The organism is Streptomyces sp. NPDC001222, assembly GCF_042896945.1.
GTDB lineage: Bacteria > Actinomycetota > Actinomycetes > Streptomycetales > Streptomycetaceae > Streptomyces > Streptomyces gibsoniae.
The window spans coordinates 182,538-207,559 of sequence record NZ_JBIAXT010000009.1; the positions used below are offsets into that span (position 1 = coordinate 182,538).

At 70.3% G+C, this 25,022-nt stretch carries 22 protein-coding genes, 1 tRNA gene, 2 pseudogenes and 1 riboswitch; of the genes and pseudogenes, 10 read left to right on the top strand and 15 right to left on the bottom strand.

Features of this window, described 5'->3' with window-relative positions:
* Positions 1–138: 138 nt before the first annotated feature.
* Together ACFY2Z_RS15570 and ACFY2Z_RS15575 are read left to right on the top strand one after the other, a co-directional pair.
* Complete coding sequence (locus ACFY2Z_RS15570; RefSeq protein ID WP_390744699.1) at positions 139–3,264, top strand: DUF3427 domain-containing protein; 3,126 nt, start codon at positions 139–141, stop codon at positions 3,262–3,264.
* Between the two features lie 176 nt (positions 3,265–3,440).
* Complete coding sequence (locus ACFY2Z_RS15575) at positions 3,441–3,974, top strand: NUDIX hydrolase (RefSeq protein WP_390744700.1); 534 nt, start codon at positions 3,441–3,443, stop codon at positions 3,972–3,974.
* On the opposite strand, the pseudogene ACFY2Z_RS15580 reads toward ACFY2Z_RS15575, so the two are convergent.
* A pseudogene (locus tag ACFY2Z_RS15580) lies at positions 3,952–4,746 on the bottom strand (hypothetical protein); the annotation flags it as partial. The gene ACFY2Z_RS15575 and the pseudogene ACFY2Z_RS15580 sit on opposite strands and share 23 nt — an antisense overlap.
* Here ACFY2Z_RS15580 and ACFY2Z_RS15585 point away from each other — a divergent pair.
* Positions 4,736–4,825: pseudogene (locus tag ACFY2Z_RS15585) on the top strand (protein kinase family protein); the annotation flags it as partial. The pseudogenes ACFY2Z_RS15580 and ACFY2Z_RS15585 sit on opposite strands and share 11 nt — an antisense overlap.
* 160 nt (positions 4,826–4,985) lie before the next feature.
* On the opposite strand, the gene ACFY2Z_RS15590 reads toward ACFY2Z_RS15585, so the two are convergent.
* Complete coding sequence (locus ACFY2Z_RS15590; protein ID WP_355904303.1) at positions 4,986–5,459, bottom strand: carboxymuconolactone decarboxylase family protein; 474 nt, start codon at positions 5,457–5,459, stop codon at positions 4,986–4,988.
* Between the two features lie 276 nt (positions 5,460–5,735).
* Between ACFY2Z_RS15590 and ACFY2Z_RS15595 the strand changes: the two genes are divergently transcribed.
* Positions 5,736–6,038, top strand: coding sequence for a hypothetical protein (locus tag ACFY2Z_RS15595; protein ID WP_311692419.1), 303 nt, complete (start codon positions 5,736–5,738; stop codon positions 6,036–6,038).
* Between the two features lie 69 nt (positions 6,039–6,107).
* Here the strand turns inward: ACFY2Z_RS15595 and ACFY2Z_RS15600 are convergent, their stop codons facing one another.
* Complete coding sequence (locus ACFY2Z_RS15600; protein ID WP_390744701.1) at positions 6,108–7,103, bottom strand: GlxA family transcriptional regulator; 996 nt, start codon at positions 7,101–7,103, stop codon at positions 6,108–6,110.
* 174 nt (positions 7,104–7,277) lie between these two features.
* Here ACFY2Z_RS15600 and ACFY2Z_RS15605 point away from each other — a divergent pair, with 174 nt between their 5' ends.
* Positions 7,278–7,733 carry a hypothetical protein gene (locus tag ACFY2Z_RS15605; protein WP_390744702.1) on the top strand — a complete coding sequence of 152 codons (456 nt, stop codon included), beginning with the start codon at positions 7,278–7,280 and terminating at the stop codon, positions 7,731–7,733.
* Between the two features lie 67 nt (positions 7,734–7,800).
* Here ACFY2Z_RS15605 and ACFY2Z_RS15610 read toward each other — a convergent pair whose 3' ends face one another.
* The 3 genes from ACFY2Z_RS15610 to ACFY2Z_RS15620 form a co-directional block, all read right to left on the bottom strand.
* Positions 7,801–8,256 carry a hypothetical protein gene (locus tag ACFY2Z_RS15610; protein ID WP_390744703.1) on the bottom strand — a complete coding sequence of 152 codons (456 nt, stop codon included), beginning with the start codon at positions 8,254–8,256 and terminating at the stop codon, positions 7,801–7,803.
* Positions 8,257–8,371: 115 nt separating this feature from the next.
* The gene (locus tag ACFY2Z_RS15615) at positions 8,372–9,850 is read right to left on the bottom strand and encodes an MFS transporter (RefSeq protein WP_390744704.1); all 1,479 of its coding nucleotides are present in this window, start codon (positions 9,848–9,850) and stop codon (positions 8,372–8,374) included.
* Between the two features lie 130 nt (positions 9,851–9,980).
* On the bottom strand, positions 9,981–11,390 hold the full coding sequence (locus tag ACFY2Z_RS15620; protein ID WP_390744705.1) for a DUF445 domain-containing protein: 1,410 nt from the start codon (positions 11,388–11,390) through the stop codon (positions 9,981–9,983).
* 256 nt (positions 11,391–11,646) lie between these two features.
* Between ACFY2Z_RS15620 and ACFY2Z_RS15625 the strand changes: the two genes are divergently transcribed.
* Positions 11,647–12,978 carry an SGNH/GDSL hydrolase family protein gene (locus tag ACFY2Z_RS15625; RefSeq protein ID WP_390744706.1) on the top strand — a complete coding sequence of 444 codons (1,332 nt, stop codon included), beginning with the start codon at positions 11,647–11,649 and terminating at the stop codon, positions 12,976–12,978.
* A gap of 407 nt (positions 12,979–13,385) precedes the next feature.
* On the opposite strand, the gene ACFY2Z_RS15630 is transcribed toward ACFY2Z_RS15625, so the two are convergent.
* The 4 genes from ACFY2Z_RS15630 to ACFY2Z_RS15645 all read right to left on the bottom strand — a co-directional run bounded on the left by ACFY2Z_RS15630 (position 13,386) and on the right by ACFY2Z_RS15645 (position 17,203).
* Positions 13,386–14,366 (bottom strand): DUF1707 domain-containing protein, encoded by a 981-nt coding sequence (locus ACFY2Z_RS15630; RefSeq protein ID WP_390744707.1) that lies wholly within the window; start codon positions 14,364–14,366, stop codon positions 13,386–13,388.
* Between the two features lie 33 nt (positions 14,367–14,399).
* Positions 14,400–15,401, bottom strand: coding sequence for an ATP-binding cassette domain-containing protein (locus tag ACFY2Z_RS15635; protein WP_390744708.1), 1,002 nt, complete (start codon positions 15,399–15,401; stop codon positions 14,400–14,402).
* A 7-nt stretch (positions 15,402–15,408) separates the two neighbouring features.
* Positions 15,409–16,326 carry an ABC transporter permease gene (locus ACFY2Z_RS15640; RefSeq protein ID WP_390744750.1) on the bottom strand — a complete coding sequence of 306 codons (918 nt, stop codon included), beginning with the start codon at positions 16,324–16,326 and terminating at the stop codon, positions 15,409–15,411.
* 76 nt (positions 16,327–16,402) lie between these two features.
* Positions 16,403–17,203 (bottom strand): ABC transporter permease, encoded by an 801-nt coding sequence (locus tag ACFY2Z_RS15645; RefSeq protein ID WP_390744709.1) that lies wholly within the window; start codon positions 17,201–17,203, stop codon positions 16,403–16,405.
* Between the two features lie 700 nt (positions 17,204–17,903).
* On the opposite strand from ACFY2Z_RS15645, the gene ACFY2Z_RS15650 reads away from it, so the two are divergent.
* A complete protein-coding gene (locus ACFY2Z_RS15650; RefSeq protein WP_390744751.1) occupies positions 17,904–20,315 on the top strand; it encodes a transglycosylase domain-containing protein in 2,412 nt (803 codons plus the stop codon).
* A 45-nt stretch (positions 20,316–20,360) separates the two neighbouring features.
* Here ACFY2Z_RS15650 and ACFY2Z_RS15655 read toward each other — a convergent pair whose 3' ends face one another.
* From ACFY2Z_RS15655 to ACFY2Z_RS15665, 3 genes are all read right to left on the bottom strand, one after another.
* Entirely contained in the window at positions 20,361–20,681 is a 321-nt protein-coding gene (locus tag ACFY2Z_RS15655; RefSeq protein WP_390744710.1) for a DMT family transporter, read from the bottom strand.
* Between the two features lie 33 nt (positions 20,682–20,714).
* Positions 20,715–20,773: riboswitch (guanidine-III (ykkC-III) riboswitch) on the bottom strand.
* Between the two features lie 121 nt (positions 20,774–20,894).
* A complete protein-coding gene (locus tag ACFY2Z_RS15660; RefSeq protein WP_051707732.1) occupies positions 20,895–21,197 on the bottom strand; it encodes a co-chaperone GroES in 303 nt (100 codons plus the stop codon).
* 82 nt (positions 21,198–21,279) lie between these two features.
* Positions 21,280–21,618: a DUF3618 domain-containing protein gene (locus tag ACFY2Z_RS15665; protein ID WP_311692397.1), complete on the bottom strand. Its 339-nt coding sequence runs from the start codon at positions 21,616–21,618 to the stop codon at positions 21,280–21,282.
* Between the two features lie 165 nt (positions 21,619–21,783).
* On the opposite strand from ACFY2Z_RS15665, the gene bcp reads away from it, so the two are divergent.
* The 3 genes from bcp (at position 21,784) to ACFY2Z_RS15680 (ending at position 23,798) form a co-directional block, all read left to right on the top strand.
* Positions 21,784–22,251 (top strand): thioredoxin-dependent thiol peroxidase, encoded by a 468-nt coding sequence (gene bcp, locus ACFY2Z_RS15670; protein WP_390744711.1) that lies wholly within the window; start codon positions 21,784–21,786, stop codon positions 22,249–22,251.
* Positions 22,252–22,651: 400 nt separating this feature from the next.
* Entirely contained in the window at positions 22,652–23,671 is a 1,020-nt protein-coding gene (locus tag ACFY2Z_RS15675) for an HNH endonuclease (RefSeq protein WP_390744712.1), read from the top strand.
* Between the two features lie 42 nt (positions 23,672–23,713).
* A tRNA-Leu gene (locus ACFY2Z_RS15680) sits at positions 23,714–23,798 on the top strand.
* Positions 23,799–23,859: 61 nt separating this feature from the next.
* On the opposite strand, the gene rdgB is transcribed toward ACFY2Z_RS15680, so the two are convergent.
* On the bottom strand, positions 23,860–24,462 hold the full coding sequence (gene rdgB / locus ACFY2Z_RS15685) for an RdgB/HAM1 family non-canonical purine NTP pyrophosphatase (RefSeq protein ID WP_390744713.1): 603 nt from the start codon (positions 24,460–24,462) through the stop codon (positions 23,860–23,862).
* Positions 24,463–24,512: 50 nt separating this feature from the next.
* Positions 24,513–24,914, bottom strand: a complete 402-nt coding sequence (locus ACFY2Z_RS15690; protein WP_390744714.1) for a hypothetical protein — start codon at positions 24,912–24,914, stop codon at positions 24,513–24,515.
* Positions 24,915–25,022: the final 108 nt, after the last annotated feature.

Here is a 25,022-nt window from a genome sequence, read left to right on the forward strand (position 1 = left end):
TGTCAGAAAATAACAAACTTCCATCACATGGCATTCGATTGTCAGTGACTGCTGTTAGAACAGATCCGCAGGGCGCGAAGGGTTGCGTTCGAGGGCCCACGAGGGATCGAAGGAGCAGTCGTGATGGAGTCGGGGGACATGACACAACCCATCGCGGGTGTCTATGAGCAGCTGCTCACGGAAGACCTACGCCATCGCATAGAGGGGCTCGAAGCGGCGGGCTGGAAGGCCATCGACGCCGAGGTCAGCGAAGAGTCGACCCCTCATGTGCTGGCCAGGCATATCGGCGCGGTTGTGGGCCACCGGCTGAGTCAGATGCCGCACAAGGATCAGGTGGCCGCTGCCAACCGGATCATGCGGGCGCTGACTGCCAATGCACCCGATCTGGACGCGAACCCCCTCGACTCCATCGTCGACGGCCCACGGCAACTACTCGCTCTCGCCGAGCAGGAAGCGCCCGGCGTCTACGCGATCCGCCCTTTGACGCCTCTGTCGGAAACGGCGTTGATCACCAACGCGCCGGACGACCCCAATCTGGGTGCCGAATTGCGCGCCGAGCTCGCCACGGCAGACCGCATCGACCTGCTGTGCGCGTTCGTGAAGTGGCACGGCATACGGGTGCTTGAGGACGCACTGCGCGCGGCGAAAGAGCGAAACGTCCCGATCCGCGTCATCACAACCACCTACATCGGCGCCACTGATCGGTATGCGTTGGACCGCCTGGTCCGGGAATTCAACGCCGAGGTAAAGATCAACTACGAGATCCGATCGACGCGCCTCCACGCGAAAGCATGGCTGTTCCGCCGTAAAACCGGCTTCGATACCGCTTACGTAGGCAGCTCCAACCTGTCGAAGGCCGCACTGCTCGACGGTTTGGAGTGGAACGTACGACTGTCGTCCGTCGCCACCCCCAGAGTCATCGATAAGTTCGAGGCGACATTCGACGCGTATTGGGACGACCCTGCCTTTGAATCGTACGACCCCGACAACGACGGGGATCGGCTCGCTGACGCGTTGGCCCAGGCGGGCGGCAAGGGATCCGGCAACGAGCTAAAGATCAACATCTCGGGGCTCGAAGTGCAGCCCTTCCCGCATCAGCGGGACATGCTGGAGCGTCTACGAGTCGAGCGTGAGATCCGCGGCCATCACGAGAACCTCCTCGTCGCCGCGACCGGCACCGGCAAGACCGTCATGGCGGCCCTGGACTATCGCAATCTGCGTGACCGTCGTGGCGGGGAGCTCCCCCGGCTGCTCTTCGTCGCACACCGCAAGGAAATCCTCAAGCAGTCCCTGCGCACATACCAGGAGGTGCTCGGCGACGCCTCCTTTGGTGAGCTGCTCTACAACGGGCAGGAGCCCCGCGAGTGGACGCATGTCTTCGCCAGCGTCCAATCCCTCAACCTCCAGCGGCTGGAAAAGTTTGATCCGGGCCACTTCGACATCATCGTCATCGACGAGTTCCACCACGCCACGGCCAGCACCTATCGCCGCGTCCTTGAGCACTTCGCACCGACCGAGTTGCTCGGCCTCACCGCGACGCCGGAGCGCATGGACGGGCGCAATGTGCAGGACGAGTTCTTCGGAGGCAGAACCGCCGCCGAGATGCGACTCTGGGAAGCCCTCGAAAACGATCTGCTGAGCCCTTTCCACTACTTCGCTGTCCCAGACGGAACTGACCTCTCCCAGCTCAACTGGCGAGCGGGTTCCTACGACCGAGATGAACTCGCCAACCTCTACACGGCGAGCCACGCCCGGGCTCTCATCGTCATCAAGCAAGTCAGGGACAAGATCTCCAACCCGGCCGCGATGCGCGCCTTGGGCTTCTGCGTGAGCAAGAAGCACGCCCACTTCATGGCGGAACGCTTCCGCGAGGTGGGATTCCAGGCAGCAGCGCTCGATAGCGACTCGACTGCCGCCGAGCGCGAACGCACGCTGAACGACCTCAAGACCGGTCGGATCCAGGTGATCTTCACCGTCGACCTGTTCAACGAGGGGCTGGACATCCCGGATGTCGACACCCTGCTGCTCCTGCGCCCCACGAACAGCGCGACCGTCTTCCTCCAGCAACTGGGACGCGGGCTGCGCCGAACGCCGTACAAGCCGGTCCTGACCGTACTGGACTTCATTGGCCAGCATCGGGCGGAGTTCCGCTTCGAGGAGCAGTTCCGGGCGCTGACCAACCTTTCTCGCAACCGCCTAGTCGACAGCATCGAGCGCGACTTCCCCCACCTGCCCTCTGGCTGCCAGATCCTCCTGGAAGGCAAGTCCAAAGACCTCGTCCTGAACAACATCCGTACACAGCTCAACGCCACGATCAACACCCTGGCGAAGGAGGTCAGGGACTACAGCACGCCCCAGCTGGCTGCGTACCTGCACGAGAGCAGGCGGGAGATCAAGGAGCTCTACAAGAACAAGAACTCCTGGACCGCAGTCCTGCGCAGAGCTGGGCTCGTCAAGGAAGCCGAGGCGCCGGGCGAAGAGGAACTCCTCAAGCGCGTCCATGCCTTCCTCCATGTGGACGACCCCGAGCGGGCCCACGCATATCTACGCCTCCTCGCGGACGACGCCCCTGATTACGATGCGCTCTCGCCCGCCGACCAGGTGTACGCCCGCATGCTGTTCTTCAACCTGTGGGACAAGGCAGGCGGCTTCTCCAGCTACCGCGAAGGCCTTGAGTCGCTGCGCGGCCAGTGCGTGTTGCGCGATGAGCTGCGGCAGGTGCTGTCGTATGTCCTCGACCGGACCGACCACTTCCCCATCTCGCTGGAGGGGGGCCTCAGTCACCTCCCGCTTAAGATCCACAGCGCTTACAACCGCTCCGAGATCCTGGCGGCCCTCGGAGTGGCGCGTCTGGGCGGCCAGATGCCCGGCGTCTTCAGCCAGGGAGTGACCTGGGTCGAGGAAATCAAGACCGACGCTCTTCTCATCACCCAGGAGAAGAACGAGCGGGACTTCTCACCCAGCGTCCGCTACAAGGACTACGCGCTCACCCCGACCCGGTTCCACTGGGAGTCACAGGGCACGACACCGGAGAACTCCCCGACGGGCTTGCGTTATCGGCGGCACGCACACGAGGGCAGCCACGTTCTGCTCTTCCTGCGTCGTTACAAGAACAACAGCATCGGCAAGTCCGAACCCTGGATGCTCCTAGGGCCGGCCACCTACAAGTCGCACACCGGCAGCAAGCCGATGGCGATCACCTGGGATCTCCAGCACGAGCTTCCCGCCGATGTGTGGACGTACTCGGCCATCGCCGCCAGATGACGACATCACTCGAAAAGTTCCCGAGCGAGCGCGGAGGCAATCTGCCGATGACACGGTGTTCATACCCTGTCCTCGCCAATGCCCCATCTCGTCAGGATGACGCGAAACGGAGGGAACGCATGTCGGCCTCCCGGCCGGTCTGAGATCCTGGAGACCGATCGAGAGGGGCCACAGGTATGGAGTGGAAGACCCACGGTGAGCGACAGATCTACACCAACAAGTGGTTGAATCTGTGTCTGGTCGACGTCCAGCAGCCTGACGGGCGCAGGTGGGAGTACCACGTCGTTCGCCTCCGGCACCTGGCCGTTGCCGCCGTGGTGAATGACCGCCAAGAGGTCCTGATGATGTGGCGGCACCGCTTCATCACGGACTCGTGGGCCTGGGAGCTACCCATGGGCCTGGTCGAGGAGGGCGAGACCCCAGAAGAGGCGGCGGCCCGCGAAGTCCTTGAGGAAACGGGCTGGCGCCCGGGCCCCATCAAGCCCCTGATCTACGCCGAGCCGGCCAACGGAATCACCGACTCACAGCACCACGTCTTCCGTGTGGACGGCGCGACCTACTCCGGGCCGCCCACGGAGAAGAACGAGTCCGACCGCATCGAGTGGATCCCCCTCTCGGAGGTACGGAGCATGATCGACCGCCGCGAGATCGTAAGCAGTGGCTCACTCGTCGGCTTGCTCTACCTGCTCATGGATGAAGCGATCCGCTGACCGGGGGGAGGAGTTCCCGTAGCCGCGCCTCGAAAGCCAGGGCTACGGGCTCCCGCCTGTGCGGTTCCAACTGGTCGTAGAACTCCCTGAGGTGGCCGGACACTCGCTCGGAAGCCACTACCGACGCAGGCTCAAGAGCTTGCGTGGCCGTGTGGCACGCCTGATCAAGCTTGCCTTGGTCCAACTGTGTCCGCGCCAGCCAGAACGAGTGAAATGCGCGGCCTCGATGGTTGGTGCGCTCCTCCCGCCGTAAGGCATCCGCGATCAGAGGTTCGGCGGTCGCTGCTTCGCCCAGTCGGCCGTGGGCAATGCCCGTGTCCACGATGAGCTTCGGCTCATCGAAGTAGATCACCCATGACGGGTCCGGGTCGCTGGCCCTGATCTGCCCGAAGTGGGCGTGCGCTTCCGTGATGGCCCGGTGAGTGGCGTCCCGGCTTCCGAGAGCGGCATGGGCGAAGGCTTCGCGCATGGACAGCATCGACAGGACGCGCGGGGTGGTAGCGCGGGCCGAACGAGCTTGATCCTGGGCCGCAGTCACGAGTGCCAGGGAATCCGCGGGCTTGTCCTGGTAGGTGGCCTGCAAGCTCATGCAGGCGAGGACGTTGGCCATGAACTGCCGGTCGTCGATCTCCTTGGCCAGTTCCAACGCCTCGGTGAAGTACACACGAGCCTGGTTGTACTGGCGGGCGTCGAAGTACGTCCAGCCGGTGAGGCGTGCCAACTCGGCTGCGATGTCGTACAGGCTGTTCTGAACGGCTGGCGGCCGGATCTCCGAACTGATCGACGCCATGCTCAGCCACGCTCCCGAGGACAGGCCCACCATCTACGAGGTGGGCAAAGCCCTGAACTGACCCCGAAGCACCGGTTCATCAGCGCCGCTTGCACAGCTACAGCCAACCGCCACCGTCACCAGAAGGCTCGAGGCCACGCCCGCCTGACAAGGCCCGGAGGCGGTGCCGCTCGAGGGCGGCACCTCGGCACCCTGTGCGGCCTCCGGGCCCTGAGGCGTCCTCAGCCGAACTGGCCCGGCTGGTAGTCGCCCGCGGGCTGCTGGACGAGCACGTTGATGCGGTTGTACGCGTTGATCAGGGCGATGATTCCGACCAGCGCGGCGAGCTGGTCCTCGTCGTAGTACTTGGCGGCGTTCGCCCAGACCTCGTCGGGGACGCCGCCCGCCGCGTCGGCGACACGGGTGCCTTGCTCGGCCAGTTCCAGGGCGGCGCGCTCGGCGTCCGTGAAGACCGTGGCCTCCCTCCAGGCGGCGACCAGGTGAAGGCGCTGGTGGGTCTCCCCCGCGGCCACGGCGTCCTTGGTGTGCATGTCGGTGCAGAAGCCGCAGCCGTTGATCTGGCTGGCGCGGATCTTCACCAGCTCCTGGGTCGCCGCCGGCAGGGTCGAGTCGGAGATGACCTTCCCCGCCGAGTTGATGTGCCGGAGGAACTTGGCGCCGACGCCGTTACCGAAGAAGTTGAGACGAGCTTCCATGGTGATCTCCTTGTTTCCTGGCCGTGGTGACCGTTACACAGCACTGACGGAACGAGACGACACGATGTGACAGCCAGGGCGGGGGAGAGGGTGTGACCTGCGCCACGCCTCCAGTGGACCCGTCACGTCTGTGTACGGGGCGGCGCGGCTCGGCCGGGCACCCCGGCGACGTGGTTGATCAACATGCGGAGTTAGCCTCGTCGGGCCGGGATGCGCGGTCGGGGACATGGCCGCCGGCCCGGCTCGGAGTCGTACCAGCGGAAGGCGGCAGCAGCGATGGCAAAGGTTCCTACGGCCCTGGTGGCCGCGAGTGGGCTCGTCGGCGGGTACGGAGTCGCCCGCTGGAGCAAGAAGCGCCAGCTCGGCGGGGCCGTGCTGGCCGTCGCGGGGGCCACGGCCGCACAGCGGTGGCGGCAGCAGGCCGGGGGCCCGGCGGCCGGTGCGCTGACCGCCGCATATGTCGCCGCGTTCGCCGGGTCGCACCCCCTGGCCAAGAAGGTGGGCGCCTGGCCGGCCGTGTTCGGCGTGGCGGGTGCCGTGGCCCTGGCGTCGTGGGCCGTGGCGGACCGGCGCGGCTGACCTCCGATCTCCTCAGGACGCCCGCCAGTGCTCAGTACACCGGCGGGCGTTCACGCAACCGGCCGCCCCTCAGGCCGCCTCGCCCCCGGTGCCCGCCCTCGGGCGGGCGTCGCCCGGGCCCCCTGCGCCCTGGAAGGCCTTCCGGTAGGCGTACGGGCTGGTGCCCACCACGCGTTTGAAGCGGTCCCGGAAGGCTGTCGGGGAGCCGAAGCCCGCCTGGGTCGCGATGCGTTCGACCGGGTACGACGTGGTCTCCAGGAGGTACTGCGCGTGCCGGATGCGGGCCCGGTGCAGCCACTGCAGGGGCGTGGTGCCGGCCTGTTCGCGGAAGCGGCGGTTCAGGGTGCGGGCGCTCATGCCCGCGTGGGCCGCGATGTCGTCCAGGGTGAGGTCCCGGTCGGCGTTGTCCTCCAGCCAGCGCAGCAGCGGCTCCAGGGTGTTCCCGACGGGGGCCGGCGGCCGGGCGTGGACGATGAACTGGGCTTGGCCGCCCTCCCGTTCGAGCGGCATCACCGACAGCCGGGCCGCGTCCGCCGCGACCGCCGAGCCATGATCCTTGCGGATCATGTGCAGGCACAGGTCGAGCGCAGCGGCCGCGCCCGCCGAGGTGAGGAACTGGCCCTCGTCGACGTAGAGCACATCCGGGTCGACCGTCACCTCGGGATGGCACTCGGCGAGCAGGGGCGCCGCGACCCAGTGCGTGGTCGCCCGCCGCCCGTCCAGCAGGCCCGTGGCCGCGAGCACGAACGCGCCCGCGCACACGGAGGCGATTCGGGTGCCGTTGGCCGCGGCCGCGCACAGGGCCTCCTTGACGTCCGGCGGCAGCGGCAGGGTCGGGGTCGCCGTGCCCGGCAGGATGATCGTGTCGGCCTCCGCCAGTGCCTCCAGCCCGTACGGGGCCCGGATCCGGAACGCCCCCGCGTCGACCTCCTCCTGCGGTGCGCAGATCCGCACCCGGTACGCGGAGCGGCCGTCGGGCAGCCGGGTGCGCGAGAAGACCTCGATCGGGGCCGAGAGGTCGAAGGGGATCACCTGGTCGAGGGCCAGGACCGCCACGGTGTGCATGGCGAGAGAGTAGGGGTACGACCGGTTCGTGCCAAGACGGGTGTGGAAGCGGGTCGGGGAATGTGCGCAGGTCGGCAGCCATCCGTACGGTCATCCGGGTCGTGGCCGGAATCTGTTGAGGGGTGACAGTTTCGCCACTGGTCTGGAGATCGGACCGGCCCCTAGCCTCGGTCCGTGACCAAGTTCCTTCTCGCCGTCCATGTCCTCGCCGCGATCGTCGCCATCGGGCCCGTCACCGTCGCCGCGAGTCTGTTCCCGCCCACCGCGCGCAAGGCACTCGCCGAGCCCGGCGAGGCCCGGCACCACCTCGGGCTGCTCCACCGCATATGCCGGAGCTACGCCGTCGTCGGCGTCGTCGTCCCGGTGTTCGGGTTCGCCACCGCGCAGAACATGGGCGTGCTGGGCAGCGCCTGGCTGAGCACGTCGATCGTGCTCACCGTGCTCGCCGCGGTCGTCCTCGCCGCGCTGGTGCTGCCCAGGCAGGAGGCGATCCTCGAAGGCGTCGACGCGGGGACCGTCGGCGAGCGGGCCACCGTGCGGCTCGCCATGGCGACCGGGATCTTCAACCTGCTGTGGGCCGTCGTCACCGTGTTGATGATCGTGCGCCCCGGGTCCACCACGGGAGCCTAGCGCTGCGACCGGAAAGGTTCACCGGCTCGCGAGGTCCGGCAAACCTTCCCGGCCACAGCACCGGGCTTCACAGCGGGTCGCCGAGAGTCAGGTCCTCCCTGGCCCACTCACCCCTCAGGGCCCGCGCCACCGAGGCCGCAGTCAGTACCCCGGCGGCGATCAGCAGGGTGAAGAACCCCCAGGCCAGCGGCCAGGCCGAGGCGTCGAGTTCCGGGTGGGTGCGGAAGGAGACCTGCATCAGGGCGGCCGGGGGTGCCGCTACCAGCAGCACCGCCCAGCCGAGCCGGTCCCAATGGCCGAAGTAGGCGGCGAGGAGCAGCAGGGCGAGCCCGAGAAGAGCGACGCCGACCGCTGTCACGGGGGTCGTCTCCTCGGTGGCGCCCGGGGTCGTGGGCCGGTTGCGCAGGTCCCACGGCAGGCAGAGCAGATACGCCACGGCGGCGAGGGCCGTACCGAGCAGGCGGATCAGCCAGCGCACGGACAGGCGGCGCGTTCGCATGGGGCGGAGCAGCTTCTCGGTCATGCGTACGAGGATTCCGGCGCCGCGACGGAGCCGACAGAGTACGGGTACTCAGGTACCCGTACTCATCCGCCTCGGCGTCCCCGGACTCCGGGGGCCGTTCCCCTCGTACGGGCGCCTACGGGGTCGCCTTGGCGCTCGCCGTTTGGGGCACCGCCGTCAGCGGCAGGGCGATGTCCTCCAGCGAGCGGCGTTCCGCGCGTACCGCGAGCAGGGCCGCGACCAGGCCCGCCGCGCACATCAGGCCCGCTCCGATCTGGAAGGCGAGGACGGTGTCGCCGACCTTGCCGGTGTTGGTGAGGTCCGCGAACAGCAGGGGGCCGCTGATGCCGCCGGTCGCGGTGCCGATGGCGTAGAAGAAGGCGATGGACATGGCCCGGGTCTCCATCGGGAACACCTCGGAGACCGTCAGATAGGCGCTGGAGGCGCCCGCCGAGGCGAAGAAGAGCACCACGCACCAGCAGGCCGTCAGGGTGCCCGCGGTCAGCGAACCCCGGCCGAACAGCCAGGCCGTCACGAAGAGGAGCAGCCCGGACAGCAGATACGTCGAGGAGATCATCACCCGGCGGCCGACCGTGTCGAAGAGCTTGCCGAGCAGCAGCGGGCCGAAGAAGTTGCCGATCGCGATGACGGCGAAGTAGTAGCCGGTGTGATCGGCCGGAACGTGGAAGAACTTGGTGAGGATCGCGCCGAAGCCGAAGGTGATGGCGTTGTAGAGGAACGCCTGGCCGATGAAGAGGGAGAAGCCGAGGGCGGCGCGCTTGCGGTACCGGGAGAAGACCGTGCGGGCGATGTCGAGGAAGCTGATGCTCTTGCGCTGGTGGATGGTGAGCTCGCTCCCGGGCGGGGGCAGCGGCTCGCCCTTCTCCGCCTCGACCTGCCGTTCGATGGCGGACACCACCTGTTCCGCCTCCTGCTCCCTGCCGTGGATCAGCAGCCAGCGCGGGCTCTCGGGCACGTGCCGCCGCACCAGGAGTATGACCAGGCCGAGGACGACGCCCAGCGCGAACGTCAGCCGCCAGCCCACGTCCTTGGCCAGGATGCTCGTGTTCAGCGCGACGATCGACAGCAGCGAGCCGCCGACCGCGCCCACCCAGAAGCTGCCGTTGATGATCAGGTCGACGCGGCCGCGGTAGTACGCCGGGATCAGCTCGTCGATCGCGGAGTTGATGGCCGCGTACTCACCGCCGATGCCGAAACCGGTGAGAAAGCGGAAGACGAAGAACCACCAGGGCTGGAAGGAGACCGCCGTCAGGGCGGTGGCCGCGAGATAGACCGCGAGGGTGATCATGAACAGCTGCTTGCGGCCGTAGCGGTCGGTGAGGCGGCCCCAGAACAGGGCGCCGACGCAGGCGCCCGCCACATACAGCGCCGCCGCCATGCCGGTGATCTGGCCGGAGCTGATCGCCAGTCCGCTGCCGGGCTCCGACAGCCGGCTGGCGATGTTGCCGACGACCGTGACCTCCAGGCCGTCGAGGATCCATACCGTGCCGAGTCCGATCACGATCGTCCAGTGCCAGCGCGACCAGGGCAGGCGATCGAGTCGAGCGGGAATCGCAGTGGTGACCGTGCCGGGCTGTGGCGCGGTGAGGGACATGGTTGCCTCCTTGTGACGCCGGCTGACGCCGCACGGGGCCCGAGTGCCCGCTCACCAGTGCCTTACGCCAGGGGTCCCCGCGGCGCCGGCCGGGCGGCTCATCCCCGGGCGCCGTGCACCGTCGCCCGGCTCACCCCCCGAGCACCCGCGACACCGTGTAGATCAGCAGTCCCGCGAGCGAGCCCACCACCGTGCCGTTGATGCGGATGAACTGCAGGTCCCGGCCGATGTGCGCCTCGATCTTCCGCGTCGTGTGCCCGGCGTCCCAGCTCGCGACCGTGTCCGTGATGAGGGAGGTGATCTCCTTGCGGTACGTCGTCACGACATGCACCGCCGCACCCTCCACCCACCGGTCCACCTTGGACTGGGTCCTCGGGTCGTCCGCCATACGGGCGCCCAGCGACAGCAGCGACGCCCGCACCCTCACCCGCAGCTCGCTCCGCTCGTCCTGCGCGGCAGAGACGATCATGGAGCGGACGGCGGTCCAGGCGGAGGCGATCAGATCCTGGACCTCGCCGCGGCCCAGCGCCTCGCCCTTGAGCCGCTCCACCCGCGCCCGGGTGTCGGTGTCGGACTGCAGGTCCGAGGCGAAGTCGGCGAGGAACCGGTCCAGGGCGCCGCGCGCCGGGTGCGAGGGCGAGTCGCGCATCTCGGTGACGAACCGCAGCAGCTCCCTGTAGACCCGCTCGCCGACCTTCTTGTCCACGAACCGGGGGGTCCAGCCGGGGGCGCCGCCCTGGACCGCGGCCATCACCTGGTCGTCGTGCAGCACGAGCCAGTCGTGGGCACGGAAGCAGACCAGGTCCACGAACCGTCTGTGGCCGCCGTCCGCGACGACCCGATCCAGCATCTTGCCGAGGCCGGGCGCGATCTCCTGGGCGTCGGCACGGCGGGTGATGGCCTCGCCGACCACCGCCTGGACGTCGGAGTCCCGCAGCACGGTCAGGGCCCCGCGCAGGGCCGTCGCCAGCTCGGCCGTGACCCGGTCCGCGTTCTCCGGGCGGGCGAGCCACGCGCCCAGGCGGCTGCTGATGCCGACGGCGCGCAGCCGCTGCCGTACGACCTCCTCGGAGAGGAAGTTCTCACCGACGAACTCGCCCAGCGAGACACCGAGCTGGTCCTTCTTGTTCGGGATGATCGCCGTGTGCGGGATGGGCAGGCCGAGCGGGTGCCGGAAGAGCGCGGTGACCGCGAACCAGTCGGCGAGCGCGCCGACCATGCCGGCCTCGGCGGCCGCCGCCACATACGCGGCCCAGGGGCCCGCGCCGGAGTGCCGCGCCCAGGTGGCGAGGGTGTAGACGAGCGCCACGAGCAGCAGCAGCCCGGTCGCCGTACTCTTCATCCGGCGCACGCCCCGGCGCTTCTCCTCGTCGGCGGCGCTGAAGGAGGTCATCGCCCGGCTCGGGACACCGGCCAGGCCCCCGGCGTCCGCGGACCTCGCCGCGGCGGCCGTGCCGACGGACGGTCCGGCGTCGGAGGAACCTCCGCCGCCCATGGGCCGCCCCGCGTCCGCCGAGTCGCCCGGTTTCGTGCGTTCCATCCGCTCCACCCGATCGTGTCCTCCGTTACACATTGTCCCTTCCTGACCGACTCCTGGAACGGAACGAGAGTTCCCGGCGTCTGTCCGCTCGGAGAAGTCTCGGGGGCTTTTCAGGGTCTCGTCAGGGTTCCTCTCAGGGATCGTTCCTCTCGGGGCTCAACAGGGGCCCCATCGTTCTCTCCCGCCTCATGACGCATCATGAGGGTGATCAGCACCGGAGTCTCGGGCTCCGCTCGTCCGAGGAGACAAGCGCCGCATGACCAAACGTCACGGTTATGCCCTGCTGTCCGCGATCACCACCGTGATCGTGGCCCTGTCCGCCGCCATATACATCGGCGCCGCGGCCGATGACGGCGACAGCCGCGGCACCCTCACCGCCGCCCGGCAGGCCCCGCCGGGCTCCGCCGCTCCCGCCTCCGTCGGCGCCTGGGTGGGCACCTGGTCGACCTCGCCCTCCGGCGCCGAACCCGGCACCGGCAGGAGCGGGATGGCGAGACGGTCCGTACGCAACGTCGTCCACACCGACGTCGGCGGTACGAGTGCCCGTATCACGCTGTCCAATCTCTACGGACGGCAGCCGCTGACCGTCACACACGCCTCGATCGCCCTCGCCGCGGCGGGCGGCCCGGCCGCGGCGTCCGGCACCATGCGCCGGCTCACCTTCGGCGGCGCCGTCTCGGTCGTCGTGCCCGCCGGCCGGCAGACGGTCAGCGACGCCGTGCGCATCGCCGTCCCGCACGACGCGGACGTCCTCGTGACCACGTACTCCCCCATCCCGTCGGGCCCGGTCACCTACCACCGGCACGCCCGCCAGATCTCCTACGTCGCACAGGGCGACCGCACGGAGGACATGAGCGGGGCCCCGTACACCGGGCAGAGCCCGTCCTGGCGCTATCTGACCGCGCTGGACGTGCTCAGCGACCAGGCGGTCGGGACCGTGGTCGCGCTCGGCGACTCGATCACCGACGGCATGACCTCCACCACGAACGCCGACCACCGCTGGACGGACGTGCTCGCCGAGCGGCTGCGCCGGGCCGCCGGATCCGGGGACGTGCCCCGCTACAGCGTGGTCAACCAGGGGATCAGCGGCAACCGGGTGCTGGCCGACGGCGGTCTCGGCCGGCCCGCCGACAACCCGAGCGCCCTCAGCCGCCTCGACCGCGATGTGCTGGACCGTACGAGCGTCAGGGCCGTCGTCGTCGACCTCGGCGTCAACGACATCCTGCGCGACCCCGGGCACGCCGACCCCGACCGGATCACGGCGGGCCTGCGCACCCTGGTCCGCCGGGCGCACGCGCACGGGCTGAAGGTCGTCGGGGCGACACTGATGCCGTTCCAGGGCCACCGGGGCTACCGGGCCGACCGCGAGCGGGTGCGGCAGGCCGTCAACGCGCAGATCCGCTCGGGCACGGTGTACGACGCGGTCGTCGACTTCGACCAGGCGCTGCGCGACCCGTACGACCCGCGCCGACTGCGCGCCGACTACGACTCGGGCGACCACCTCCACCCCAGCGACCAGGGCTTCGCCAGGATGGCGGAGGTCTTCGACCTGACCTCACTGAAGGGCGCGGTACCGGCGCGGCTGTGACGGCGGCCGGCCCGACGGCCGCGAGACCGCGGGCCGGTTCGGCAGTCGCCGTCGCGGGCCGGTTCCGCACGTCCCGTCGGGGGCCGGTTCCGCACGTCCCGTCGGGGGCCGGTCCAGCACGTCCCGTCGCGGGCCGGTCCAGCACGTCCCGACGCGGGCCGGTCCAGCACCTCCCGACGCGGGCCGGTCCAGCACCTCCCGACGCGGGCCGGTCCAGCACCTCCCGACGCGGGCCGGTCCAGCACGTCCCGACGCGGGCCGGTCCAGCACCTCCCGACGCGGGCCGGTCCAGCACCTCCCGACGCGGGCCGGTTCCGCACTTCCCGTCGGGACCCATTCGGCACTTCCCCGTCGGGCGGGCTCGTTCAGGAATCCCGCCGAGCCCGTTCGGCAGCCCTCAGCAGCCCTCAGTAGTCCCCGTAGCGGCGGCGGTCGCGATGCCCGCGGCGGCCCTCCCGGCGCTCCTCATGGCGCTCGCGGCGCTCCTCCCGACGCTCCTCGTAGCGCTCGCGGCGCTCCTCGCGGCGTTCGCGGAGCAGTTCGCGGTGCTCCTCCATCGCCTCGCGGTGCTGCTCCAGGGCCTCACGGGCGTCGAGCAGCCCGTCCAGGCCCGCCAAGGCCCCGCGTTCCCCGCCCCGGGAGTCCTTCAGCTCCCTGCGTGCGGCCTTGCGGTCCAGCTTCTCCTGGCGCCGCTCCTCCTTCAGCCGCTGCCGCTCCGCCCGGGTCAGCCTGCGCTCGACGCCGACCCCGCCCCAGAAGGCGAACCCGGTGACGATCACACGTGGCGCGCCGGGATCGCCGGGCGTGCCCTCCTCGCGGTGGTCGAAGCCCCCCATGATCCCGATGCCGCGCACGACCACCTCGACGCCGGGCGGCACGATCACATTCATCCCGCCCATGATCGCCACGCAGTTGATCTCGATCTCGCGGTCCGCGAAGTACGCCTCGCGCAGATCGATCTCGCCGCCGCCCCAGAAGGCGAAGCAGTTGAACCGCCGGGGCGCCGTCCAGCGCCCCTTGCGCTGGAACCCCGACATGACGGCGACCGCCCACGAGGACGACCCCTCGCCGCCGACGATCCGGTCCCGCCAACTCCCGCTCACCACGGGCTCCTTGACCAGGGACACCGGCGGGCCCTCGACGCCCGCGGCCGGCAGGTCCCGGGTGATCGGCGCCAGTTCGCGGTACGTCCGCGCCCGGTAGGTCGCCTCCAGCCGCTCCTCGAACTCCTCCATGTCGAGACGGCCCTCCGCGAGGGCGTCCCGCAGGACCTCGGCGACCCGCTCACGGTCGGCGTCGGAGGCACGGAGATCCGGTGCGGGGGAACCGGAATCCCGCGGCGTCAGCCGCTGATCGTCACGTCCCCCGGAAGACACAGCGTCGGTCATGGGCTTCAGCCTACGAGTTCCCCGCGCGCCGGACTACGCCGAAGTCCTCCCGGCGTACATCCGCGCGATGACCTCCTCGATGTCCGGCTCCCGCACCGACAGGTCCACCAGCGGATACTCCGCCGCGATCCGTGCCACCAGCGGGGCCGCCGACCGGGACGCGGGGAAGGCGAGCCACTGCCGCGGCCCCTCCACCCGCACCACGCGCGCGGGCGGCGCCTCGATCGGCGGCAGCTCCCGCTCCAGGTCGACCACGAGGGTGCGCTCGCTGTCGCCCACCTCGTGCAGCGCGGCCGGCGCACCGTCGTACACCAGGCGCCCGTGGTCGATGACCATCACCCGCGAGCACAGCTGCTCGATGTCCTGGAGGTCGTGCGTGGTCAGCAGCACCGTCGTGCCGCGGTCGGCGTTCAACTCGCGCAGGAACGCCCGCACCTTGGCCTTGGAGACCACGTCGAGGCCGATCGTCGGCTCGTCGAGGTAGAGCACCTCCGGGTCGTGCAGCAGCGCCGCCGCGATGTCCCCGCGCATCCGCTGCCCCAGCGACAGCTGCCGTACCGGAACGTCCAACAGGCTGCCCAGCTCCAGGAGTTCGACGAGGCGGTCCAGCCGCTGGCGGTACCGCCCGTCCGGGATGCGGTACATCCGGTGCATCAGCCGGTAGGAGTCGATCAGCGGCAGGTCCCACCACAGGGTCGTCCGCTGACCGAACACCACCCCGATGCGCTGGGCGAGCCGCAGCCGTTCGCGGGCGGGGTCGATCCCGGCGACCCGCAGCCGGCCGCCGCTCGGGGTGAGGATCCCGGTCAGCATCTTGATGGTGGTGGACTTCCCGGCGCCGTTCGGCCCGATGTAGCCGACCATCTCGCCGCGCGCCACGGTGAAGGAGAGCCCGTCGACGGCCCGTACCTGCCGCCGCTCGCTCCTGAGGAAACCGGTCCGCTTGCGCACCCGGAAGACCTTCTCCACGCGGTCCAGTTCGATGAAGCCGCCGTCCCGCACCGAGCCGCCGTCCTCCATCAGGCCACCGTCCATGACTTCCTCAGCTCCCCGTGCTCCGGTACGAACGCAGTCCCGCGCGCCAGGCCAGCCCCGCCGCCGCGCAGCAGCCCGCGGCGACGAGCGGCGGGGTGAACGCGACCCAGGCCGGCAGGTCGAGCGGATAGGGCCGCCCCAGCACGTACAGCGCGGGCAGCCAGTTGACGAAGGCGAGCGGCAGTACGAAGGTCACGCCGCGCACCAGTTCCTTCGCGAAGACGGTGGGCGGGTACTGCAGCAGTGTCTGACCGCCGTAGGTGAAGGAGTTCTGCACCTCGGAGGCGTCCTGCGCGACGAACTGGAAGGCCGCGCCCGCCACGAACAGCGCGCAGAAGATCAGGCCGCCGCTGAGCAGCGCGAGCGGGATCATCGCCACCTTGAGCGGGGTCCAGGCCACGTCGAGCACGGCGAGCGCGTACCCGAGGACGCACGCCCCCTGGGTGACGCGGCCGAGTCGGCGCAGCCCGAAGCGGTCCGCGGCGACCTGTGCCAGCACGGGCGCGGGGCGCACCAGCAGGGTGTCCAGCGTGCCGTCGCGCACCCGCCGCCCCAGCCGGTCCATGGAGCCGATCGCGAGGTCCGCGAGCCCGAACGCGGTCGACGACAGTCCGTACAGGAAGGCGACCTCGGGCAGCCGGTAGCCGCCGAGGACGTCGACCCGCGAGAACATCAGCAGGATCGCGACGAAGTCCAGCGCGGTGGCCACGAGGTTGCCGAGCGTGGTCATCACGAACGAGGCCCGGTAGGCCATCGTGGAGCGGATCCACATCGCGGTGATCAGCCGGTAGGCGCGCAGGCCCTCGCGTACCCGGCCGTACGCCCTCCCGCCCGGCCGAAGCGGCCACCGGTCCTGGTCCCCGGGGGCCTCGCCGGCGGAGGCGCCCGCGTCGGCGTCCGCTCCCACCTCCGCCTCCGCGTCCACGCCCTCGTACGCCTGCCCGCGCCGGTCCCCGTACGACCGCCCGTACGGCTGCCCGCGCACCTCCTCGTACGTCTCCTCAGCCACCCTGCACCACCACCCGGCGCGTCGCCGCGGACTGGAGCATCCGCCCGGCCGTCAGCAGCACCGCGGCCCAGGCGAGCTGGCGGACATAGACCGCCGCCGGGTCCGCCGTGCCCAGCAGGACGTCCGTCGGCGCCTGGATCAGCGACGCCCAGGGCAGGGCGCGCACGATCTCGCCGAGCACACCCGGGAAGACGTTCAGCGGCAGCAGCATCCCCGAACAGAACATGGCGACGATCCAGGAGATCTGCGCCACACCCGCCCCGTCCATCAGCCAGAACGCGCTGAGCGCGACCAGGTAGCGGATCGCGAAGCTGACCACCGTGCCCAGCAGGACGGCGGTCAGGAAGGCCACCCAGACCACCGGACTGCCGGGCAGGGCGAGCGGGAAGAGCAGCGCGCCGGCCGCCATGGGGATCGCTCCCCGCGCCAGCAGATGGAACAGGGCCCGGCCCAGGTCCCCCGCCAGCCACCACAGCTGGAGGTCGGCGGGCCGGTACAGGTCGATCGCGATGTCGCCGGTGCGGATGCGCTCGATCAGTTCGTCCTCGAAGCCGCCGCCCATCACCGAGACGGTCATCAGCAGCGCCTGCCCGGTCCATACGTACGTCAACGCCTGAGCCTCGTCGTACCCCCCGAGGTGGGGCCGTTCGTGCCACAGGGCGAGGTAGGTGTATGCCAAGATCAATCCGAAGACTGTGTTGGTGAACACCCCCGCCGCGGTCGCGGTCCGGTAGGTCGCGTACCGCCGGAAACCACCGGCGGCGACAGCGGCGTACAACCGCCCTGTCCCCACGGAGAACCTCCTTCGACGCGTTCCGGAGCGAAGCGCAGGAGCCTAGCGCGCGGACGAAGTGGCGTACCACACGTTTTTCCGCTGCGGCAGGTCCGTCGTACCGGGAACGGAACGGTTGGTGCGACAGTCTTCATCAGGGGGCGCACATGGCGTATGAGGGCGTACGGGAACGTACGACGCGAAACGGGAGTCCGGCACCACGATGAGCGACGAGCCGCAGCCGCAGCAGAGCAGCAAGGGCGGGGCGCCCACAGAACCGCCACCGCCCGCGGCCTTGGACCCGCAGCCCGCGGTCCCGAAACCGCAACCGCAGTCCTCGGCCACGGAGCCGGAGCCCGCGGCCAGGGAGCCGGAGCCCGCGGGCACGGAGCCGGAGCCTGCGGCGACGGATCCGCAGCCCGCGGCACCGGAACCACAACCCTCGGTCACGGCCCCGCAGCCGACGGTCCCGAAACCGCAGCCCGCGGCCACCGACCCGCACACGGTGACCCTGAAGGCGCAGTCCGCGGCCACGGACCCGCACACCATGACGCTGAAGCCGCAGACCGCGGCCACGGACCCGCACACCATGACGCTGAAGCCGCAGACCGCGGCCACGGACCCACAGACCATGACCCTCAAGGCGCAGCCCCCGGCCGCGGACCCACAGCCCACGGTCCCGAAACCGCAACCCACGGTCCCGAGACCGCGCCCCGCCGCCATGGCCCCGCAGCCCGCCGCCACGGCCCCGCAGCCCGCGGCTCCGAGCGCGCAGGCCGGGTCCGGCGGGCAGGCGAAGCGGCCGAGGCGCACGGGATGGCGTCGGCTGTTCCCCACCTGGCGGATGGTGCTCGGCACCTTCGTGGTCGGGATCCTGCTGCTCATCGGCCTGTTCGCGCTGGGCTACTCCATGGTGAAGATCCCGCCGGCCAACGCGCTCGCGACCAAGCAGAGCAATGTCTACCTGTACGCGGACGGCACCGAGATCGCCCGCGACGGCAAGGTCAACCGCGAGAACGTCGGCCTCGCCCAGATCTCCAAGGACGCCCAGCACGCCGTGCTCGCCGCCGAGGACCGCGACTTCTACACCGAGTCCGCCGTCGACCCCAAGGCGATGGTCCGCGCCGGCTGGAACACCGCCACCGGCAAGGGCAAGCAGTCCGGCTCCACGATCACCCAGCAGTACGTCAAGAACTACTACCTGGGCCAGGAACAGACCGTCACCCGCAAGGTGAAGGAGTTCTTCATCTCGATCAAGCTGGACCGCGAGAAGAGCAAGAACGACATCCTCGAGGGCTACCTCAACACCAGCTTCTTCGGCCGCAACGCCTACGGCATCCAGGCCGCCGCCCGCGCCTACTACGGCGTGGACGCCATGTCCCTCGACCCGGCCAAGGGCGCCTACCTCGCCGCGCTGCTCAACGCGCCCAGCGAGTACGACGTCGTCGCGCACCCGGAGAACAAGGGCGCGGCCGAGGCCCGCTGGAACTACGTCCTCGACGGCATGGTCAAGAAGGGCTGGCTCAGCAGCTCCCAGCGCGCCGGCATGAAGTTCCCCATGCCCAAGGAGGCCAACGTCTCCACCGGCCTGTCCGGCCAGCGCGGCTACCTCCTCGACGCGATCAAGGACTATCTGCAGGAGAACAAGATCGTCGACGCGGACCAGCTCGCCGCCGGCGGCTACCGCATCACCACCACCCTGCAGAAGAGCAAGCAGGACGCCTTCGTCAACGCGGTGAACGACCAGGTGATGTCCAAGCTGGACAAGAAGAACCGCAAGGTCGACACCTACGTCCGCGCGGGCGGCGCGGCCGTCGATCCGCACACCGGCAAGATCCTCGCCATGTACGGCGGCATCGACTACGTGAAGCAGTACACGAACAACGCCACGCGCGGCGACTTCCAGGTGGGCTCCACCTTCAAGCCGTTCGTGTTCACCTCCGCCGTGGAGAACAACTCCCGGACCCAGGACGGCCGCCCCATCTCGCCCAACACGATCTACGACGGCACCAACAAGCGTCCGGTCCAGGGCTGGTCCGGCGGCGTGTACGCCCCCGAGAACGAGGACAGCCACTCCTACGGCGACATCACCGTGCGCGACGCCACCGACAAGTCGGTCAACGCGGTGTACGCGCAGATGGCCGTGGACGTCGGCCCGGCCAGGATCAAGCAGACCGCGGTCGACCTCGGCATCCCGTCCGGCACCAAGGACCTGAACCCCTACCCGTCCATCGCGCTCGGCACGGCCACCGCGAGCGTCCTGGACATGGCGGAGGCGTACGCGACGCTCGCCAACCACGGCGAGCGCGGCACGTACACCCTGGTCGACAAGATCACCAAGGACGGCGACGACGTCGGCGGGCTGCCCGAGCAGAAGACCGAGCAGGCCGTCAGCCGCGAGGCCGCCGACACCACCACCTCGGTCCTGCAGAGCGTCGTCCAGAACGGCACGGCGACCAGCGCCCTGGCCGCGGGCCGCCCGGCCGCCGGCAAGACCGGCACCGCGGAGGAGGACACGGCGGCCTGGTTCGCGGGCTACACCCCCGACCTCGCCACGGTGGTCTCCGTGATGGGCCAGGACCCGGTGACGGCCGCCCACAAGCCGCTGTACGGCGCGATGGGCCTGGCCCGTGTCAACGGCGGCGGCGCGCCCGCGCAGATCTGGGCGCAGTTCACCAAGGAAGCGCTGCAGGGCAAGCCGATCAAGAACTTCGACCTCCAGCTCCAGGCCGGCGCCGACCAGACCCTGGAGCCCTCCACGAGCCCCTCGGACCAGCCGACCGGCACCACCGGCGCCCAGGACAACGGCGGCACGACCGGCGACCAGAGCACCCAGGGGCAGGACCAGGGGCAGACCCAGGGCCAGAGCGACGGCGGCACCACCGGCACCGGCGGCCCGACCGACCCCGGCGGCACCACCGGAACCGGCGGAACGACGGGCGCCGGCGGAACCGGCACGGGCGGCGGCACGGACACCGGCGGCGCCACCGGGGCCGGCGGAACGACGGGCACGGGCGGCACCACGGGCGCGGGCGGCACGACCGGCGACGGGGGCACGACCGGGACCGGCGGGACGACCGGCGACGGCGGAGCGACCGGGCCGGGCGGCCCGGCGGGCGGCGTGGGGTTCTGAGCGCGGCGGCCGGGCGGTCGTGACCGCCCGGCGGGCGGCGCGGGGTCAGGGACCCGAGGTCGCCTTCAGCCCCACCACGGCCACCAGCAGCAGCGCCACGAAGAAGATCCGCGCGGCGGTCGCGGGCTCACCGAGCACGGTCATGCCCAGCACCGCCGCCCCGGCCGCCCCGATGCCCACCCAGACGCCGTACGCCGTACCGATGGGCAGGGACCGCGCGGCGTACGACAGCAGAAGCATGCTGGCGACGATGCCCGCGCCGGTGCCCAGGCTCGGCCAGAGGCGGGTGAATCCGTCGGTGTACTTCATGCCGACCGACCAGCCGACCTCGAGCAGGCCGGCGAGGACGAGCAGGACCCACGCCATGGGGGCACCTCCGTGTTCCGATGATCAACAGGGGGTGCGTCGTCTTTGCGGTCCCGGTACGGCGCGTCTCGTCGGGTCCCTCGCGGGTCCGTCCAACGTAGCAAAGGACAGGCAAAAAGGGCTGGTGACAACGGTCACCAGCCCCTTCTCGCGCGGATCGCGCCGATCGCGCGAGCCTGGCGGGCCTGCGCGGATTCGCGGGCCCGCGCGGCCCTACAGGTAGAGCCCCGTGGAGTCCTCCGACCCCTCGAAGCGGTCCGCGGCCACGGCGTGCAGATCGCGTTCACGCATCAGCACGTACGCGGTCCCGCGCACCTCGACCTCGGCCCGGTCCTCCGGGTCGTACAGGACCCGGTCGCCCGGCTCCACGGTCCGTACGTTCTGCCCGACCGCGACGACCTCGGCCCAGGCGAGGCGCCGGCCGACGGCCGCCGTCGCGGGGATCAGGATGCCGCCGCCGGAGCGGCGCTCGCCCTCGGCGGTGTCCTGCCGCACCAGCACGCGGTCGTGCAGCATCCGGATGGGCAGCTTGTCGTGGTGGTTCTTCTCGCTCACGCCCCGAACCTACCTGTCTCCGACGGCTTCGTGCGCGGCCGGGTCAGCGCTTGCGCCGACGGGAACCGAGGGCCAGCAGGCCCACGACCCCGACCACGACCAGCGCCACGGGCACGATGCGCTCCAGGCGCGGCGCGCCGTCCTCCGTGACCATCTGGCTCTTCACCTCGCCGACGACCCGGTTGGCGCGGACGTACGCACGGCCGAGCGTGTTGTCGACATGGGAGACGACCTTGGCCTTGGCGTCCCCGACGATCGTCTTCGGGTGCACCCGGACGCCGATCTCGTCGAGCGTCTCGGCCAGCGTTTCGCGGCGGCGCTTGATGTCCGCCTCGATCTCCGCCGGAGTTCTGGTGTCCGGTGTGCTCGACGTGTCCGCCACCGCGTTTCCTCCGTGGTCGTTTGCGACGTGTTCCGTGCAATTCCTGCGTCTGTGGTCGACAGTCTGTCAGTTCCTCGCCGAACGCACCCAACGGCACCCCTCTGGACCCGCCGGACGCGGATTAGGCTCGTCGGGTAACCGCCCCCTGTCTGTGAGGTAACGACGATGAGCGAGCGACTGCAGCCCGGCGACACCGCCCCCGCCTTCACCCTGCCGGACGCCGACGGCAACGAGGTCTCTCTGGCCGACCACAAGGGCCGCAAGGTCATCGTGTACTTCTACCCCGCCGCGCTCACCCCAGGCTGCACCAAGCAGGCGTGCGACTTCACGGACAACCTGGAGCTGCTGGCGGGCGCCGGCTACGACGTCATCGGCATCTCGCCCGACAAGCCGGAGAAGCTCGCGAAGTTCCGTGAGAAGGAGGACCTGAAGGTCACCCTGCTCGCCGACCCGGACAAGAAGGTGCTGGAGGCCTACGGCGCGTTCGGCGAGAAGAAGCTGTACGGCAAGACGGTCGTCGGCGTCATCCGCTCCACGGTGATCGTGGACGAGGAGGGAAGGGTCGAGCGAGCCCTGTACAACGTGAAGGCGACGGGCCACGTAGCGAAGATCATCAAGGACCTGGGCGTCTAGGGCCTGTCGTCACACTCCAGCCTGGCCTGCGACGCCATGCAGGCTCCCCCACGCTCGGTTATCGCTCGCGCGGGCGGTGCCCCCACCGCCGCACCGGGCGAAACCCCACGTACCTCCAGTACGAGGGCTTCCGGCCCGGCACTCCCCCGAGCTCTTCGAGCGGGGGGACCCCCAGAGCACGCACCTGACGCCGCAGGGCCGCCCTCCGGGCGACGACGCGAGTTCGACGACAGGCCCTGGGACCCCGGGGACCGGGAGTCCAGGGACCCCACCTTCCCCGAGCGGCTCGTACCTACCCTCCCGGTACGGGCCGCTCCGCACACCGGGCGTGACTGTCCGATAAACGGTTCGTTGTTCCGCACGAGGCGGCGAACAGGCGGCCGGAAGCGGAGGGGACGTCATGACCACCGGTCCGTACGATCGAGACACGCTGGCGGCGGCCGTGGCCCGCTCCCACGGCTGGAACGACCTCATGCGCCACCTCGGACTCAAGCCGAGCGGTGGACAGCGACGCGTTCTGCAGCAACGGGTCGCCACTCACGGGATCGACACCGGCCATTTCAAGCGGCGCAGCCCCTGGCGCAGATACCCCGACACCGCGATCGCCACAGCGGCCGCGACGTCCACGACCTTGCGCGAGGTCGCGCTGAAACTCGGCGCCACCCCCGCGACCGGCACCCTCGCGCACATCCGGCGCCGCATCGCGGCAGCGGGTATCGACATCAGCCACTTCCCCGGCATCGACCGCCCGCACCCGGACCTCCCCTTCTCCGAGGACGAACTACGGGCTGCGGCCGCCTCCGCCCGGAGTGTGCGCGGGGCGGCCGAGATCCTCGGAGTTCCCGACGACGGCCGGTCGCGTGCCGCCTTGGGGCGGATGTTCCGGGAACGGAGCATCGACACGTCCCACTTCCGCGGTTCCCGCCCGGCGATCTGCGAGGACGCACTGCGCACAGCCGTGGCCGAGGCCACGAGCTACGCCGGCGTCATGCGCGCACTGGAGCTCGAGGTGAACGACACGAACCACCGGCGGGTCCGCCGCAGGGCCGCCCAACTCGGCCTGGACACGAGCCACTTCACCCGGCGCCCCTGGGCTGCCGCCCGCACGGTCCGCCGCGCGCCCGCGGCGGAGCGGGTGCTGGTGGTGCTCCCCGCCGACTCCGCGCGCCCCAACCGCGCACGGTTGCACGCGGCCCTCCAGGAGGCGGGCCTTCCCTACCGGTGCACGTCGTGCGACAACCAAGGGCAGTGGCTGGAGCAGCCCCTCACACTCCAGATCGACCACATCAACGGTGACTGGCGGGACAACCGCATCGAGAACCTGCGATACCTGTGCCCGAACTGCCATGCCCTGACGGCAACATGGTGCCGCCGGAAGGGCGGGCGCACCGCGAGGCGGCCAGACTCCCCCGTACACTGAACGACACGAAGCGGCACAGGAAGATTAAATGTCCGTTTTGGGGCGGTCGTGGCGAAATAGGCGATACGCGCGGGTTTTAGGTGCCCGTGGGAGAAATCCCGTGTGGGTTCGAGTCCCACCGACCGCACGCAGACATGAGGAAGGCCCGGTCCGGACGATCCGACCGGGCCTTCACTGCGTCATCGGGCTCAGCCCAGCAGTTCCCGTACCACCGGTACCAGGGCGCGGAACGCCTTGCCCCGGTGGCTGATCGCGTTCTTCTCCGCGGGGGTCAGCTCCGCGCAGGTGCGTGTCTCGCCCTCGGGCTGGAGGATCGGGTCGTAGCCGAAGCCGTTCGTGCCGGACGGGGTGTGGCGGAGCGTGCCCGGCAGCCGGCCCTCGACCACGCGCTCGGTGCCGTCCGGCAGGGCCAGGGCTGCGGCGCAGGCGAAGTGGGCGGCCCGGTGGGGGGCGTCGATGTCGGCGAGCTGGGCGAGGAGCAGCTCCAGGTTGGCCTGGTCGTCGCCGTGCCGGCCCGCCCAGCGGGCGGAGAAGATGCCGGGGGCGCCGCCCAGGACGTCCACGCAGAGGCCGGAGTCGTCGGCCACGGCCGGCAGGCCCGTCGCCCGGGCCAGGGCGTGGGCCTTGAGCAGGGCGTTCTCGGCGAAGGTGACGCCCGTTTCCTTGACGTCGGGGATGTCGGGGTAGGCGTCCGCGCCGACGAGGTCGTGCGGGAGGCCCGCTTCGGCGAGGATCGCCCTGAGTTCGGTGATCTTTCCGGCGTTACGGGTGGCGAGGATCAGGCGGGTCATGCCGTCCAGTATCCGTGCGGTGGCGGCGCCGCTTCGCCACCCCCGGCTTCTCAGGACGAGGTGCAGACCTTCGTCAGTTCTCCGGCCGCGTCCGTGACCGGGCCGACGTCGGGGGTCGTGTCGCCGTTCTTGAGGGCGTCGCGGACGTTGCCCACGGCCTTGCGGACGTGGTCGACCGCCTTGTCGAGGTCGAGGTCGTCCGTCTTGTCGCCGATCTTGTCGAGGTTGCTCTCGATGGAGTTGAGGGAGGCGTCCGCCTGGCTCGGGTCGTTCGCCGCGCTCTCGACCGCCTGCTGGAGGTCGGTGACGCCGTCGGCTATCGCGTCGGCGGTCTGCACGCAGTCGATCGCCTTGCCGACGGCGTCGCAGCCCGCGCTCGCGCCCATGGCGGCGAGGACGGCGACGGCGGCGAACGCGGCGGCGGTGCGGCGACGGTGGTGGCGCGCGGCCATGGAAGGGTCCCTCCCCGTTGACGGTGCCGCGCTCCCCCACGGAGGCACCGGCCGGTCCGGCGCGTCCTACGCCGGGCCGGGCGTACGGGGCCGAGGGCGGGGCGCGGT

Coding starts and splice junctions, on each gene's coding strand:
- ACFY2Z_RS15570 (WP_390744699.1), top strand. CDS start 139: ATGACACAACCCATCGCGGGTGTCTATGAGCAGCTGCTCACGGAAGAC.
- ACFY2Z_RS15575 (WP_390744700.1), top strand. CDS start 3,441: ATGGAGTGGAAGACCCACGGTGAGCGACAGATCTACACCAACAAGTGG.
- ACFY2Z_RS15590 (WP_355904303.1), bottom strand. CDS start 5,459: ATGGAAGCTCGTCTCAACTTCTTCGGTAACGGCGTCGGCGCCAAGTTC.
- ACFY2Z_RS15595 (WP_311692419.1), top strand. CDS start 5,736: ATGGCAAAGGTTCCTACGGCCCTGGTGGCCGCGAGTGGGCTCGTCGGC.
- ACFY2Z_RS15600 (WP_390744701.1), bottom strand. CDS start 7,103: ATGCACACCGTGGCGGTCCTGGCCCTCGACCAGGTGATCCCCTTCGAC.
- ACFY2Z_RS15610 (WP_390744703.1), bottom strand. CDS start 8,256: ATGACCGAGAAGCTGCTCCGCCCCATGCGAACGCGCCGCCTGTCCGTG.
- ACFY2Z_RS15615 (WP_390744704.1), bottom strand. CDS start 9,850: ATGTCCCTCACCGCGCCACAGCCCGGCACGGTCACCACTGCGATTCCC.
- ACFY2Z_RS15620 (WP_390744705.1), bottom strand. CDS start 11,390: ATGGAACGCACGAAACCGGGCGACTCGGCGGACGCGGGGCGGCCCATG.
- ACFY2Z_RS15625 (WP_390744706.1), top strand. CDS start 11,647: ATGACCAAACGTCACGGTTATGCCCTGCTGTCCGCGATCACCACCGTG.
- ACFY2Z_RS15630 (WP_390744707.1), bottom strand. CDS start 14,366: ATGACCGACGCTGTGTCTTCCGGGGGACGTGACGATCAGCGGCTGACG.
- ACFY2Z_RS15635 (WP_390744708.1), bottom strand. CDS start 15,401: ATGGACGGTGGCCTGATGGAGGACGGCGGCTCGGTGCGGGACGGCGGC.
- ACFY2Z_RS15650 (WP_390744751.1), top strand. CDS start 17,904: ATGGCCCCGCAGCCCGCCGCCACGGCCCCGCAGCCCGCGGCTCCGAGC.
- ACFY2Z_RS15655 (WP_390744710.1), bottom strand. CDS start 20,681: ATGGCGTGGGTCCTGCTCGTCCTCGCCGGCCTGCTCGAGGTCGGCTGG.
- ACFY2Z_RS15660 (WP_051707732.1), bottom strand. CDS start 21,197: ATGCTGCACGACCGCGTGCTGGTGCGGCAGGACACCGCCGAGGGCGAG.
- bcp (WP_390744711.1), top strand. CDS start 21,784: ATGAGCGAGCGACTGCAGCCCGGCGACACCGCCCCCGCCTTCACCCTG.
- ACFY2Z_RS15675 (WP_390744712.1), top strand. CDS start 22,652: ATGACCACCGGTCCGTACGATCGAGACACGCTGGCGGCGGCCGTGGCC.
- rdgB (WP_390744713.1), bottom strand. CDS start 24,462: ATGACCCGCCTGATCCTCGCCACCCGTAACGCCGGAAAGATCACCGAA.
- ACFY2Z_RS15690 (WP_390744714.1), bottom strand. CDS start 24,914: ATGGCCGCGCGCCACCACCGTCGCCGCACCGCCGCCGCGTTCGCCGCC.